Origin of the sequence: Aquabacter spiritensis, assembly GCF_004346185.1 — a bacterium.
In the GTDB taxonomy this organism is placed as follows: domain Bacteria; phylum Pseudomonadota; class Alphaproteobacteria; order Rhizobiales; family Xanthobacteraceae; genus Aquabacter; species Aquabacter spiritensis.
Genome location: NZ_SMAI01000001.1, coordinates 389647 through 404198, shown reverse-complemented (window position 1 = coordinate 404198; position 14552 = coordinate 389647). Strand labels below are relative to the sequence as shown.

Below are 14552 nucleotides of genomic sequence, written 5' to 3'. Positions count from 1 at the left end.
ACAGTATTAGTATTGGATATTTCGCGCATCCGTCCAATTTGGGGACTCGGCAGCGATTAATAGCCGTCTGGCGTTTCTGTCCTCGCGAGTTCCACGCAAAAATCCAGGAAGGCGCGGACTTTCGCCGCCGGGTGGCGGCGGGACGGGTGAATGGCGCAAAGCGGAAAGGTCTCGTCCGGCCAGTCGGGAAAAAGATCAATCAACGCGCCGCTGGCGATCCAGTGCCCGATGCCGAGGGACATGACCTGTGCCACGCCGGCTCCAGCCAGGCAGGCCTGCAGCATGGTGTTCACATCGGTCAGCAGGAGCGGACCGGCCGTCGGGACAGGCAGGACCTCCTTGCTGCGCTGGAATTCCCATTCGAAGGGACGGCCGGTCAGCGGATTGCGGAACTGGATGCAGGCATGATCAGACAGATCCTCCGGCCTTTTTGGCCTGCCGCGAGCTTCGAGATAGGTGGGGGCGGCCACAGTCAGGATGCGCGTTTCCAGCAAAAGCCGTGAGATCAGCGAGGACGACGGCTGTGGCCCGAAACGCACGGCAACATCCATGCCTTCCGAAACCAGATCGCCCACATCGTCGCGGGTGTGGATCTCGATCTGCAGTTCGGGGAAACGCTTCGTGAAGCGGCCGAGATGCGGCGCCAGCACCAGTCCGGAAAAGAATGGATCGACATTGACCCGCAAACGGCCGCGCACTGCGCTCGCGGCCCCGGATGCAGCGCCCACCGCTTCCTCGATGCCTTCCAAATGCGAGACGACGGCCTCATAAAAGCGCGCACCCTCATCCGTCAGGTGCAGCGACCGGGTCGTCCTGTCGAATAGCCGGATGCCCAACCGGTTCTCCAGCCGCGAAATCGATCGGCTGACACCTGAAGGGGTGAGGCCCAGCATCTCGGCTGCCCCCGCAAACGTGCCTCTTTCGACAACGGCGGCCAGCACGCCGACGCCGGACAGGATGCGGCCGTCAAAATTCATGCTCGACACTCCGCATGTCTCGTCTTTGTCGCTCGTTGATAAGTGATTTTTAGTCATGAGTGATACGACAAATCGGCGTTACCCGCATCAGTCTTTCTCCGGCATGGTCGGCCGAACCTGAAAAACCGGAGATTTGGCATGACTGACCACGCTATTCCTCAGCATCATGGAGAGCCCGCACCCGAAGCGGCCTTTATCGGAAACATCAAACGGCGCTCGCCTTTGGCCGAAGCGCTTGCCGTCGTCGCGCTTTCACTTGGAACATTTGCCTTTGTCAGCACGGAGCTGATGCCCATCGGCATCCTGCCGCAGATGGCGGACGGCGTCGGCATATCGCTCGGACGGGCCGGTTTCCTTGTGACGGGCTTTGCGCTGCTTGTGGCGATCGCCGCAACACCGCTCACCGCCGTCACCCGGTGCTGGAACCGCAAATGGCTGATGTTGAGCCTGCTGTTTGCCTGCACGCTCGGCAATGTGCTGACCTATTTTGCGGATAACTATGCGATGCTTCTGGCAAGCCGGCTGATCGTTGCCGCCGCCATCGGCATTTTTTGGTCGACAGCGGCCAGCATGGCGGTGCGGATCGTTCCCGAAAAACATGCGGTGCGGGCCACCTCGGCCGTCTATGGCGGACTGGCACTCGCCTCCGTGCTTGGCATTCCCGCCGGGACATTCCTCGGCAATTATGCCGGATGGCGCATCGTGTTCGTCGCGCTTGCTGTCCTTTCCTTCGCCGTTTTCATCAAGATGTGGCTGACCCTGCCCAATCTTGCCGCAAGCCGTGACGGCAAGCACAGCACGGTCGCCGAGGCGTGGCGCGAGCAGCCCCTGCGCGCGGCAGTCTATGTGACCGCGCTGATCATGATGGCGAATTTCCTCGCCTTCACCTATATCGCCCCCTTCCTCTTACAGATCGGGGCTTCGAGACGTCATGGATCGGCGGCCTGCTGCTGGCCTATGGTGCTGCAGGTCTTGTCGGCAATTTCGGCATCGGGCCGATCATGGCACGCGGCTATCGGCCAACGTTATTGGTCACGATGATCGTCCTGATCGTCAGCCTCGCAGCACTCAGCATTGCCGGCACGAATAGCGGGCTTGTCATTGCGCTGCTTCTGATCTGGGGCGCGGCCTATACCGCCTTGCCGGTCCTCATGCAGACCTGGGTGTTCAAGGCGGCGGCCCATCTGAACGGTACCGAAGCTCCGTCCTCGCTCTATGTGTCGGCCTATAACGGCGCGATTGCCGCCGGCGCGCTGGTCGGCGGCGTGATCGTCGACCATGCCGGACCCTGGTCGATCATGCCGATCTCGGCGCTTATCGGCATTCCCGCATTGCTGATCGCCTTGAAACACGCACCGAAGTGACACGGCAGCGGACGAGAGTGTCGAGACACGGAGAAGATAAATGGCACGCCTCTTCATCACCGGCTCCTCGACGGGCCTCGGGCTGATGACAGCCGCATTGCTGGCGGAGAAAGGGCATGCGGTCGTCCTGCATGCCAGAAACGACGAACGCGCCAAGGCCGCCATGGCGGCCCTGCCTGCAGCCCATGCGGTGGTCGAGGGCGATGTCTCGACCATTCGCGCCACAATGCGGCTTGCCGAAAAAGCCAACCGGCATGGCCCCTATGACGCGGTCATTCACAATGTCGCCGTTGGTTACCGCGAGCCGCAGCGTATCGAAACCGGTGACGGCCTGCCGCATGTCTTTGCCGTCAACACGCTGGCGCCGTTCATCCTGACGGCACTGATCGAAAGGCCGAAGCGGCTCGTCTATCTAAGTTCAGGTCTGCATCGTAATGCATCGGCTGATCTTGACGACATCACTTGGGAAAAGCGCCGTTGGGATGGGACCGAGGCCTATTCGGAAAGCAAGCTGCACGATGTACTTCTAGCCTTTGCCTTCGCCCGATATTGGCCGGACGTCCTGTCGAACGCGCTTGAACCCGGCTGGGTGCCCACCCGCATGGGCGGGCCGGCGGCAACCGACGATCTCGACCAGGCGCATCGAACACAGGCCTGGCTCGCGGTCAGCGATGATCCGGCCGCAGTGGGAACAGCCGGATATTTCTATCACATGCAGCCCCGCGAGGTTCATGCCGACGCCCGCAATCATCCGCGACAGGATCGTCTGATTGAGATCTGCGAACGTCTGTCGGGGCTCAAACTCGACCTTCGGTGACGCCAAGCGCGCACCATCCTGCATCGAGGCTGCGCGAAACCTTCGCGCAGCCTCATCTTTGGGAGAGGGATCAGCCCTGTGGTAGTTCGGGGAGCTGGCACGCTGCCCCGAAATTGATGAAACCGGTGATGGGTTCCCAACGGGCAGCCTCTTTCGCCCGCGCCTCTTCCGCCTGACGGACCATCGCCAGGGAATCGCTGCCGAGGATGAGATGCGGCGGCAGGGTGTCCGCGCTGGCAAGCCTCAGGATTACCTGCGCAACCTTGGCCGGATCTCCGGTTTCATGGCCCCAGAGGCCCTCCAGTTGCCTGATCATCGCGCCAACGGAGGGTTCATAGTCCGGCAACAGAGCGGGGATATCCGTACTGGCCCGCTTGCCCCAATTGGTGCGCATGCCGCCTGGCTCCAGCGCCGTGACCTTGACGCCGAAAGGTGCGGTTTCCAGCGCGAGCGCTTCCGTAAAGCCTCCAACCGCCCATTTGGCCGCCGAATAGGCCGCGTTGCCGGGGAAACCGATCCGCCCGCCGATCGAGGATATCTGGAAGATGTGCCCTGCGCGCTGCCGGCGCATGACGGGAAGCACCGCGCGCGTGAGGTTCACCACTCCGAAAAAGCAGGTCTCGACCAGCCTGCGGAAATCATCGGATGGCGTTTCCTCGAAAGGACGGAAGGAGCCATAACCAGCATTGTTGACCAGAACATCAAGCCGTCCGAAGGTGTCCAGGGCCGCCTTCACGGCGGTGGTCGCTTCGTCTTCATTGGTGACGTCCAGCGGGAGAATCAGCACCTGCCCACCATACTTGCGTGCCAGTGGATCGAGTTGCGAGGTGTCCCGGGCCGTGGCGACGACCGTTTCGCCGGCCGCGAGTGCCTGTTCGGCGAGGACGCGCCCGAGGCCGGCACCGCTGCCGGTAACAAACCAGATTTTCGACACCTCAACCTCCGTTAATGCGTGAGCACGCAGTCATTTAACGACCAAAATTGACTAGTTGAGAAGCCGCCACAGTGCCTCGAAACCGTCCGCGCAAATGGTTGCAGCATGGTCCGGATGATCGCTCATGGCATCCATGGTCGTCGTTGCCACCGCTTCGACCAGGGCCGCGACATAGGGCCTCGGCGCGTTCTTCAGGCTGCCCTCGGCGCTGATCCGCCAGATGATGTCCAGAACCGGCTGCGCTGCCTCATACCCTGCCTTCCGCGTAAGGGCGCTGACCTGATCCGAGACACCGAGTTGCGCAAGTGCGCGGCGCTTTGAGGGAGTGGCTACGCCCCAATGCGTCCAGCTTTCCCAGACATCCCGGAGTCGCTCCCGCACATCGCCTTCGGACCGCATTCGCTCGAGCACGGTACTGGTGAGCTCTGTCTTTAGCTCGAGGTAGAGCGCATTGAGAAGCTCTGCCTTGGTGCCAAAATAGGTGAAGACTGATCCGTGAGGGACACCGGCGGCCTTCGCAATCTGCGCCGTGGCCGCGCCCAGCCCATGGTCTGCAACGAGCTGGGTCGTCGCGCTCAGAATCGCCGCTCGTTTGTCTTCATTGAGAGGTCTCGCCATGCAGTTTCATCCTCACCCTCCTGCTTTAAATGACTGCCCACTCAGTCATTGTCAAGGGCATGCAACTCATGAGGACTGCGCAAATTCGACATGGGCGCCGCCTCTCGCGCTCAGAGGAAAAGCGAAATGGCGCGACGCCGCCTTGCACCTTGTTGAACCGTGTTGAAATGGAAACGTTCTGTAGGAGGATCAATTCCTTAGGGCGGGTAAAAATTAGAGCGGGGGTCAATTAAGGTCGTTTCAGACCGTCCCGCTCCGTGCCACATATCGCACGATCCCTGTGATTGATAAGGGTAATTCTTCCTATCCCGTATCGCTGCCTGTCACCCCGGCCGAGCCACTTTGCTGGGAGCGGTTCAGTTCAAGGCCAGTGGTTAGGGGCACGCGGCAGGGCGCTTGGGGCCGCTCAGCCGGCCCGACGCTCGCGCGCGAGAAACTCTTCCATCGCATCCTCCATGGCGCAGAAGGTGGCGCCTTCGGACACCAGGGTTTCTACCAGGCGCTCCAGCATTATCATGCGGTGGCCGCGCCCGATGACGAACGGGTGGCAGGTATAGGTGATGACGCCCCATTCGAAGTCGCGCTTCATGTAGAGGAAATCGTCCGTCCAGTTGCGCAGCACGCCGTCGGCGGATTGGAGACCGGGAAGAATGGTGGCGGGGGTCCGCACGAACTCGAAATGCGGATAATCGTCCAGCGTCCAGCTGATGGGCAGTTCCACCAGATCGGTTTCAGGGCCGAGGATCATGGGCTCGCCCAGCTTCACCACATCGTCCCGCCGCGCCCGGTAGGGGACGTAGTCGGAGCCCATCAGGCTGCTCTCATATTTGAAGCCGTGCTTCACCAGCAGGTCGATGGTGTGCGGGCTGAGATCCCACGAGGCGGACCGGTAGCCGCGCGGCGCCTTACCGGTGAGGCGGATGATGGCCTCGCTGGCGCGCACCAGGTCCGCCTCCTCCTCCTCGCGGGTCATCATGGCGGGTGGGATATGCGCCCAGCTGTGGTTAGCGATCTCATGCCCGGCATCGACCACTTCCTTGGCCGCGTCGGGGAAGGATTCGATGGTGTGCCCCGGCACGAACCAGGTGGAGCGGATATTGTGCTTGGCGAGCAAGGCGAGGATGCGCTTGGCGCCAATCAGCCCCATCTCCCCGCGGGACATGGGCGTCGGCGTGGTCATGCCGCGCGCGATCCAGCCGGAAACAACATCGAAGTCGAACGTCAGGCAGACAAGATGGCGGGCCATCGCAAACTCCGGCTCAAAGGGTCAGCGCGGGAACGTCGATCCAGCGGCGTTCCTGATTGCTGAGATAGGACAGTTCGGCGAGTTGGACGCCCTTGGCGCCGGCGGCCAGCGGCGAGGGAAACGGCCCGTCCTCCGCCACATGGCGCAGGAACAGGTTCCAGCCGGCGCGATAGCTGTTCACGAGCGGGGTATTGTCGGGCATGGCCAGCCACTGGTCGAAGAAGCTCACCGGCTGGCGGTTCTCAACCGGCAGGACGGGATTGGGCGTATTGCCGTCCGGCTGGGTGAAACAGTCCTGCGGTCCTGCCACCGCCGAGCCATTCGTGCCGTCGATCTGGATGGTCACCACGTCGTCGCGGCGGATGCGCGAGCACCAGGAACTGTTGACGCTGGCGAATATCCCGCCCTCCAGCTCCATCTGCGCGAAGACGGCATCCTCGGCGTCGGACTCATAGGGGTTGCCCTGTTCGTCCCAGCGGCGGGAGAAGTGCCGGCGGGTGGTGCAATTCACGGCGCGGACCTCCCCCGCGAGGCGGTCGATCATGTAGCGCCAGTGGGGAAACATATCGAGCACCAGGCCGCCGCCGTCGCGCTTGCGATAATTCCAGCTCGGGCGCTGCGCGGGCCGATGCTCGCCGTCGAAAATCCAGCGGGAGAATTCAAGCCGCACCTCCAAAATCTGGCCGAAATAGCCGGTGTCCTTGAGATAGGCGAGCTTGCGGAAACCCGGCAAAAACAGCTTGTCCTGCACCGTGCCGTTCTTGATGCCGGCGGCCTTCGCCTCGCGCGCCAGGGTCAGCGCTTCCTCCAGCGTCGGGGCGATGGGCTTTTCGCAATAGATGTGCTTTCCCGCCGCGATGGCCCGACGCACGACGCCGAAGCGCAGGTGCGTGGTGGCCGCATCGAAGAACAGCGTGTCGTCCGGATTGGCCAGAGCGGCGTCGAGATCGGTGGACCAGCGCGCCAGGCCGTTCTTCGCCGCCAGCGCCGCCAGCCGCTCGGCGTTGCGTCCCACCAGGATCAGATCCGGCATCAGCAGATCGCCATTGGCGAGGGGAAGCCCGCCCTCCTTGCGGATATTGACGAGGGCGCGCAGATGCTGGCCGGTCGCCAATCCGCCCGTGGCGCCGTTCAATATGATGCCGATCCTGCGTTCCAAACGCGCCTCCTAGATCTTGTAAATATGCGGCCGGTCTAGCGGCCCGCGATCCGCGACGGCAGCAGCAGCCGATAGATCGCCACCACTGAAAACGTCAGGATCATCAGGACGATACCGAGTGTCGCGGCGGCGCTCCAATCCCCGAGTTCAAGCATCTGGCTGTAGATTTCCGTGGCCAGCACCTGCACCCGTCCCCCGCCCAACAGGCGCGGGGTCACATAGACGCCCATGGAAAGGCTGAACACGATGGCGCAGCCGCCGAAGACGCCGGGCGCCGACAGGGGCAAGGTCACATAGGAAAACACCCGCAAGCCGTTGGCCCCGAGGATGGTGGCGGCCTCCTCGATCCGCTCGTCGATGCGGGACAGCGAGCTGAGAATGGAGAGGACCATGAAGGGCAGGAAGACATGCACCAGCCCGGCGACGGCGGCCCAGAAATTGTAGAGCCACACCACCGGCTCCTGGATGATGCCGAGCCCGCGCAGCACGCCGTTGAGCACGCCGTTGCTGCCCAGCAGGATGATCCAGCCGAACGTGCGCACGACGATGGAAAACAGCAGCGGCACGAACATGCCGACATAGACGTAATAGCGCAGCCTGGACCGCGAGCGCGCCAGGTAATAAGCGACGGGATAGCCCAGGATCAGCGTGATGAAGGTGGTGGTGAAGGCAAGCACGAGGCTCGCCACCCCATAGCGCGTGAGCATGGAATGGCCGCCGACGATGTCGGCAAGCCCCGTGTCGCTGTCCACGAGCGCACGCGCTCCGGCGGCCACGAAACTGATGACCGGCCAGGCGAATATGACCGCGAACACCAGCAGCGCCGGGAGCACGGCAAGAGCATATCCGAGGACGGACAGGCCGCTTTCCTCACGCGTTGCCGGAGGCGCCCGGCCCGTCATGGCCGCGCCCCGCCCGACGCATCGGCTGGAAACAACAGGCTCTTATCGGGCTGCCAGGATGCCCAGACCGCATCTCCTCTGGCGAACGGCAACCGGCTTTCCGTCTTGCCCGTCGCTTCCAGAGCCGCGCCGTCCTTGAGGCGGATCTGGTACAGCACCGAGGTGCCCTTGTAGATCACTTCCTCCAGGGTGCCGGGCACGCTGAGCGAACCGTCCGGCGCAGGCGCGGCCGAGACCGCCACGTCGGTGGCGCGCACTGCGAGGGTCGCCCTCCCGGAATGCCCGCGCGGATTTGGCAGGCTCCAGGCGCCGAAGCCGCCCTCTACCCGCGCAAGCCCCCCGGCCTGCGGCGTGACCGCCGCGGGAAGCGTGTTGAGCAGGCCGAAGAAGTTGGCGACGAAGAGGTTCTCCGGCTGCTCAAAGACCTCGCGCGGCGTTCCCAATTGCTGGATGCGCCCCTCGTTCATGACCGCGATGGTGTCGGAGAGGGTGAGCGCCTCCTCCTGGTCGTGGGTCACGAACACGAAGGCGATGCCCAGACGCCGTTGCAGCCGCTTCACTTCAAGCTGCATCTCTTCCCGCAGCTGACGGTCCAGCGCCCCGAAGGGCTCGTCCAGCAGCATCAGCCGGGGCGAGGTGACGATGGCGCGCGCCAGGGCGATGCGCTGCTGCTGGCCGCCCGAAAGCTCCCGCGGAAAGCGCTCGGCCATGCCTTCCATATGCACCGTGGCGAGCGCGCCCATCACTTTCGGCGCGATCTCGGCGCGGGGCACGCCCTGCATCTTCAGGCCGAACGCGACATTGTTCGCGACCGTCATGTGGGGAAACAGGGCATAGCTCTGAAACACCATGCCGAGCTTGCGCAGATGCGAGGGGATGCCGTCCACAGGCTCCCCCGCAATGCGGATCTCCCCGCGCGATGGCCGCAGGAAGCCCGCGACCATCCGCAGAAGTGTGGTCTTGCCGCAGCCGCTCGGCCCGAGCAGCGACAGGACGGTGCCCTCGCGGAGCGCCAGATCCACGCCCTTGACGACCTCGACATCGCCAAAGCTCTTATGCACGCCGCTCAGTGCCAGGGCGTGGCGATCATCCGCGCTCATCCCTCGGTCCTCGTCCGCTCGATCCGCGCCAACGGCCTCAAACCTTCAGCCGCTGGTTTACCATGTTCTTGTATTCGTTGAACTTCTTGGCGCCGACCTCGACATCGGTGGGAAGCAATCCGGCGACCCCCTCGGCCGAAAGCATGGCCTTGTACTGCTTGAGGTTCTCGGGAATGACGGTGTTCTTGGCGATCGGGCTGAGGAACACATTCTCCGCGAACGCCACCTGCGCCTCGGGGTTGAAGAACTGGCCGAGAAGCTGCTGGGTCAGCGCTGTGGTCTTGTCGTCAAAGCCGGCAATGGACTGGACGAAGGAACTGACGCCCGTGGCGCCTTCCTTGGGGATCGTAAACGCGATCTTCTTGCCGGCCGCGATGGCGCCGGTAGCGTTGCCGCCGAAGGTGAAGGCGATCCACAACTCGCCGCTTTCCACCAGATCGTGGAGCTGTGCGGGAGACTGGTTCCAGGGGCCAATATTGGCGGTGTGCTTGGACCATTCCGCGATGCCGGCGGGCACATCGTCCACGCTCTTGCCCATGGCCTTGGCCATCAGGCCATAGCCATCGAAGTAATAATCGGAGAGGCCGATCTTGCCCTTATATTTCGGGTCGAACAGATCGAGGTAGGACTTCGGCTCGTCGACGAATTTCGGGTTGTAGACGAGCGAATAGGGCTGGATGCCGAACTTGATGCCGTTGGTCTGGATGAAGGCGGATTCGGGCAGGTTGGCGACATTGGGGATGAGCTTGCGATCGAACGGGGTCCACATCTTGTCGGTGAAGCCACGGTAGGAAAAGATGTCGTTGAACGTGCCGCCGCTCAGAACCGGATTGGCCCGCTGCGCCAGCAGCTTGGCATAGTTCGCCGCGTTGGTGCCGATTTCGAGTTCCACCTGCGCCTGCGGCAGCTTCGGTATGACGGCGGTCTTGATCGCCTTGTCGTAGCCCCAGCCCCAGGACAGAATCCGCAGTTGTTCCGCCGCGAGCGCGGGGTTCCACGGAAATGTCGTTCCCACCCCGAGGGCAGCGCCCAGGAGGCCGGCACTCTTCAGCATGTCGCGTCTTGAGATCGTGGTCATGGTTCAATTCCCGTCTGGATGTTTTTATGGCTGGTCATTTATCCGCCCTACTTGCTGCCGAAGAACCGCTCCAATCCCACGACCCGGTCGACAAAAAGCAGAGATACGAAAGTAATTCCCACCAGGACGACGCTGGCCGCCGCGATGGTCGGGTTGATGACATATTGAATGCGCTGGTAAAGCTCGAGCGGTAGGGTCATCACATTGGTCCCCACCAGGAACAGAGACACCGAGAACTCATCGAACGAGACGATGAAGGCGAAGGCGAGCGAACTGAAGATGCCCGGCCGCGCCAGCGGCAGCACCACATGTCGGAGCATGCGCAGCCGGCTCGCGCCGAGGATGGTCGCCGCCTCCTCCAACTGCACCTCGATGGTGTGCATGCTGGAAATCATAGTGCGCACCACGAACGGCAGCGTGATGGCCACGTGGGCGGCGATCAGGCCCGGCACCGTGCGCACCATCCCGAGCGGCGCGAACGCCATTAGGAGCGCTCCGCCCAGCACCACGGTCGGAAAGGTTATGGGCAGCAGAAGTACGCTTTCGAGGAAGCGGATGCGTCCCCGCACGATGGCATAGGCGGCAGGCACGCCGATCGCTGTCGAGGTCAGGGCCGAGACGATGGCAATGGTCGCGCTGAGCCCGAAGGCGCGCATCAGCCCCGCATCCGAGAGGGTCGCCTCGTACCAGCGCAGCGACCATCCCTCTGTCGGCCAAGACAGAGAGGTGCCGGCGCTGAACGACACCGGGATGATGACCAGGATCGGCAACAGGACCAGAGCCAGCAGAATGGCGACATGGACATTGATCCAACGTGGCATTCGACCTCCTCGCCCCTGTGGGGTGGCAACAGCGCGGCACGGTGGCGCCGCGCCGGCCGCCCGGCACTACTCGATGATGACGGTGCGATCGTAGCCCGCGGGCAGCGGATTATTGAGGGTCTCCAGCAGCCAGTCCGCGATGGCCGGGTTGATCTCGCCGGCGACCTCGCCCATCGGGTGGAACACGCCTTCGTACAGCCAGAACTCCTTCGGGGCGGTCACGGCCTTCAGGAAGTCGCGCATGTCCTCAGGCGGGCAGAGCTCGTCCATCTCCCCACCGGCGAGCAGGTAGGAGCAGGTCATCTTCGCCGCGTGCGTGCGCAGGTCGAGCCCGCTCACCATCGCGTCGAAGGCGGCCTCGTCCTTCATGTTGCACATGTACATGTAGATGCGCTTGAAGTTGGGCTGGGCCTGCTCGAAAATGATGTCGAGCGGGCCGACGCAGGGCATCTGCCCCACCAGCGCCGAGATGCGCGGATCGATGGCCGCCGCCTCCACGCCCCACCGGGTCCCCATGCTGGCGCCGAACACGCCGATGCGGGTGGGGTCGACATCGTCGCGGGTCACGAGCCAGTCGATCACCCGCTTGACCGCCTGGGCGTAATTGTCCGGCGTCAGCCAGACCTTGTTCATGTTGCACTCGCCCTGCCCCGGGCCGTCCATGGCGCACAGGTTCATGCCGCGGCGGGTGAACTCGTTGTTGTAGGGGCTGGGGTAGTCCTCCTTCGCGGCGTCCATGCCGGGAATGTAGAGGACAGTCGGCTTGCGGCCCTCGCCGGGCGCCGCCTGATACAGGGTGTAGGTGCTCTTGCCGGGGGCGAACTCGAAGCTCTGCTTGGTGACGGCACCGTCGAGCAGCTCGATCATCTTGTCGCGGCAACGGGCAAGGCCGTTGTAGTATTCGATCTTCTTCGGGCTGCCATCGACCGGAATGAGGTGCTGCGCGCGGCCCCAATAGAGCATGGCACGATGGAAATACTGGCCCGCCGTCACCCGGCGGCCCTTTTCGAGCGCCCGCGTCCCCTTGTCCTCCTGCTCCTGCGCGATCTTCGACCATTCCTTCGGCAGCGCCCGCCGGCCCTGAGCGGCGTGGAACACGCGCTCCATGTCCTGGTGCTTGAAACCGCGCTCCAGACGCAAGCCGAGGATGCCGGGATGCAGCACATCCTCGTTGGTCGACATCTTCAGGAAATTGTCGAAGATCCAGTTCTGATTGGCGCGGGGGGCTTGCTGGCGCATGTCTGTCCTCTGCGCGACCAAGAGGCGCGCCGCCTGTCGGGTCAAAGGGCCATTCGCGCGAGCGGCGCGGATGGAAGCGCATCGGTCCAGCCCAAGGCCTTGGAAATTCAGCACTATGGCCGGAGACTTCCGATCCGTCAGTGGTAACACGCGATCCGATCGGAAGAAAAAGACATGATGCGTATATCGCTTATGCTCTCAGGCTATGGGCCGCGCGGGATGCGGCGGATCTCCTCCGCCAGGATTCGCTCCACCACGGCCGCGGCCCCGGACGGCGGCTTGATCTCGGTCTTCGCGAGCTTGAACCGCAGCCTCATGCCGGAATCCGCGATCCGGCGAATGTGCATCCGGCTCTCCACCCGCTCCTGATGCACACAGCCATAGGGCAGGATGGACATGCCGTTGCCCTTCAGGATCATGCCCTTGATGATCGGCAGGCTGTCCAGTTCCATGTCGAAGGTCAGGCGCCGCCCCGCCGCCTCGGCGAACGGCTCGATCACCGAGCGGAACCCGTTGGTGACCAGCAGCGGAACATCCAGCAGGTCGTCCAGCGGTACCGGGTCCGGAAAGCCGGCGATATCTGTCAGGCGGCCGACTAGGACCATCTCCTGCTCCGCCACCTCGGTCTCGATGATGCCCCGTGTCCTCTGGCTGTTGGTGACCACGGCGAGGTCGATGCGGCCGAGCAGCAGCCAGTCCAGCAGGAAGGCGCCGATGGCCTCGACGATGCGCAGCTTGATGCGGGGATAGTCGCGGCGTAACCGCGCCACGAGGTTCGGCGCCACCAGATAGGCGATGGAGGGCAGCAGGCCGATCACGACATTGCCGGCCGGCTCGGTGACGGGGCTGCGCACCACATTGCGCAGCTGTTCCGCATGCCGGAGCAGGTAATCGCTCATCTCCAGCAGCCGCAGGCCCGCTTCAGTGGGCCGCACACCATGGGTGTCGCGATCCAGCAGCATCACGCCGAACTCTTCCTCCAGCGCCCGAATCTGGCGGCTGAGGGAGGGCTGCGCCACGTTCAGCTGGCGCGCGGCCTTGGTGAAGCTGCAAAGCTTGGCCACATGCACGAAGTATTTGAGCTGGCGGAGGTCCATGGCCTCACGCTGGGTTCAATGCCGACCCCGCGCAATCGCAAACTTCACCGCCGCAGCATCGTGCCGCAGCGCGGGGCCGCAAAAGCAGCCTCGTGGGGTAGGCCGGCCTGCGCCAGGCTTTGCTTGACTCGCGGTCCTCGCGCTCACGGGTTTCAGCTTCCCCGAAAGAGGGCACCTGTGGAGACGTGCGTGAACAACGGCGCCTCGCCATGTTGCCATGCGCCGCTGATGCGCCAGCTATCCCTGACCGGAAAATTCGCGCGCGAGGTCGATGAAGGCTCTGAACGCGGCGGAGGGATTTCGGCGGCTGGGATAGTAGAGGCACAGCGGCGCGAGAGGTGGCGTCCAATCTTCCAAGACGCGGACGAGACGCCCCGCCGCGATGTCCTCGCGAACGTCGGATTCCATGAAGAAGCCGATGCCGACGTCTTCCAGCACAGCGATCCGCGAGAGGCTTGCTTCATCGAGCGTGAGAGGGCCGTGAACGTCGATCTGAATCGATCGCCCGTCCTTCTCGAAATGCCACCGGTAAAGCGCTCCATTCGGCAGCCGGACGCGGATGCAGGAATGACCAAGCAGGTCCGGAGGAACACGCGGTCTGTCCTTGTTCTGGAAGTATGAAGGCGAGGCGACCACGGCATAGCGCCGAGGATGCCCCAGCGGGATCGCGATCATGTCGCTGGGAACGAGATCCGCGTTCCGGATCCCGATATCGAAGCCATCTGCGACAATGTCGACAAGCCGGCCTTCGGTGACGAGATCGATATGCACCTGAGGATAGTGTCGAAGGAACCGCAGAAGAAGGGGTGAGAGGACCTCACGGGCGGCGGTCGCGAACGCATTGATGCGCAGCGTTCCCGATGGCGTCTCCTGCTGCGATCGCGCGGCATCCATTGCATCGTGGATGTCTTGAAGCGCAGGGCCGATCTGATCCACGAAGTCGCGGCCCGCATCCGTCAGTGAGACGCTTCGGGTCGTGCGGTTGAACAGGCGAACCCCGAGTTGGCGCTCCAGCTTCCCAATGGCGTTGCTGAGCGCCGTCGTCGACATTCCCAGATCCAGCGCCGCGGCCCGAAACGAGCCCCGGCGCGCAATGGCCAGAACCGAATCAAGCTCGATCAGACTGCGTCCCACCATTGTCCCGATTTCCGCAACGTCGCATGGCGCTTTATCCTGATTATCACAGCGAACGTCCATCTT

15 protein-coding genes are annotated in these 14552 nt (G+C 63.4%); 3 read left to right on the top strand and 12 right to left on the bottom strand.

Annotated elements, in window-relative coordinates; all coding sequences use genetic code 11:
* Window positions 1-56 precede the first annotated feature (56 nt).
* A complete protein-coding gene (locus tag EDC64_RS01875) occupies window positions 57-977 on the bottom strand; it encodes a LysR family transcriptional regulator (protein ID WP_132029206.1) in 921 nt (306 codons plus the stop codon).
* Between the two features lie 138 nt (window positions 978-1115).
* Here EDC64_RS01875 and EDC64_RS01870 point away from each other — a divergent pair, with 138 nt between their 5' ends.
* From EDC64_RS01870 to EDC64_RS01860, 3 genes are read left to right on the top strand one after another with little or no spacing between them, the layout of a single operon-like run.
* Window positions 1116-2018, top strand: coding sequence for an MFS transporter (locus EDC64_RS01870; protein WP_132029203.1), 903 nt, complete (start codon window positions 1116-1118; stop codon window positions 2016-2018).
* Window positions 2015-2341 carry an MFS transporter gene (locus EDC64_RS01865; RefSeq protein ID WP_132029200.1) on the top strand — a complete coding sequence of 109 codons (327 nt, stop codon included), beginning with the start codon at window positions 2015-2017 and terminating at the stop codon, window positions 2339-2341. Before EDC64_RS01870 ends, EDC64_RS01865 begins: the two co-directional genes overlap by 4 nt.
* A 40-nt stretch (window positions 2342-2381) precedes the next feature.
* The gene (locus EDC64_RS01860) at window positions 2382-3158 is read left to right on the top strand and encodes an SDR family NAD(P)-dependent oxidoreductase (protein ID WP_132029197.1); all 777 of its coding nucleotides are present in this window, start codon (window positions 2382-2384) and stop codon (window positions 3156-3158) included.
* 70 nt (window positions 3159-3228) lie between these two features.
* Here the strand turns inward: EDC64_RS01860 and EDC64_RS01855 are convergent, their stop codons facing one another.
* The 11 genes from EDC64_RS01855 to EDC64_RS01805 form a co-directional block, all read right to left on the bottom strand.
* Complete coding sequence (locus EDC64_RS01855; RefSeq protein ID WP_132029194.1) at window positions 3229-4092, bottom strand: SDR family NAD(P)-dependent oxidoreductase; 864 nt, start codon at window positions 4090-4092, stop codon at window positions 3229-3231.
* Window positions 4093-4143: 51 nt separating this feature from the next.
* A complete protein-coding gene (locus tag EDC64_RS01850) occupies window positions 4144-4710 on the bottom strand; it encodes a TetR/AcrR family transcriptional regulator (RefSeq protein WP_132029191.1) in 567 nt (188 codons plus the stop codon).
* A 406-nt stretch (window positions 4711-5116) separates the two neighbouring features.
* A complete protein-coding gene (locus EDC64_RS01845) occupies window positions 5117-5956 on the bottom strand; it encodes a polysaccharide deacetylase family protein (RefSeq protein WP_132029189.1) in 840 nt (279 codons plus the stop codon).
* Window positions 5957-5969: 13 nt separating this feature from the next.
* Entirely contained in the window at window positions 5970-7115 is a 1146-nt protein-coding gene (locus tag EDC64_RS01840) for a Gfo/Idh/MocA family protein (protein WP_132029186.1), read from the bottom strand.
* Between the two features lie 35 nt (window positions 7116-7150).
* Window positions 7151-7948 carry an ABC transporter permease gene (locus EDC64_RS01835; RefSeq protein ID WP_165933610.1) on the bottom strand — a complete coding sequence of 266 codons (798 nt, stop codon included), beginning with the start codon at window positions 7946-7948 and terminating at the stop codon, window positions 7151-7153.
* A 65-nt stretch (window positions 7949-8013) separates the two neighbouring features.
* Window positions 8014-9117 carry an ABC transporter ATP-binding protein gene (locus EDC64_RS01830; protein WP_132029180.1) on the bottom strand — a complete coding sequence of 368 codons (1104 nt, stop codon included), beginning with the start codon at window positions 9115-9117 and terminating at the stop codon, window positions 8014-8016.
* A 37-nt stretch (window positions 9118-9154) separates the two neighbouring features.
* A complete protein-coding gene (locus EDC64_RS01825; protein WP_132029975.1) occupies window positions 9155-10195 on the bottom strand; it encodes an ABC transporter substrate-binding protein in 1041 nt (346 codons plus the stop codon).
* Between the two features lie 47 nt (window positions 10196-10242).
* Entirely contained in the window at window positions 10243-11016 is a 774-nt protein-coding gene (locus EDC64_RS01820) for an ABC transporter permease (protein WP_132029177.1), read from the bottom strand.
* A 66-nt stretch (window positions 11017-11082) separates the two neighbouring features.
* Window positions 11083-12255, bottom strand: coding sequence for an alpha/beta hydrolase (locus tag EDC64_RS01815; protein ID WP_132029174.1), 1173 nt, complete (start codon window positions 12253-12255; stop codon window positions 11083-11085).
* 203 nt (window positions 12256-12458) lie between these two features.
* The gene (locus EDC64_RS01810) at window positions 12459-13352 is read right to left on the bottom strand and encodes a LysR family transcriptional regulator (RefSeq protein ID WP_132029172.1); all 894 of its coding nucleotides are present in this window, start codon (window positions 13350-13352) and stop codon (window positions 12459-12461) included.
* Window positions 13353-13589: 237 nt separating this feature from the next.
* Complete coding sequence (locus EDC64_RS01805; RefSeq protein WP_132029169.1) at window positions 13590-14489, bottom strand: LysR family transcriptional regulator; 900 nt, start codon at window positions 14487-14489, stop codon at window positions 13590-13592.
* Between the last annotated feature and the right edge of the window lie 63 nt (window positions 14490-14552).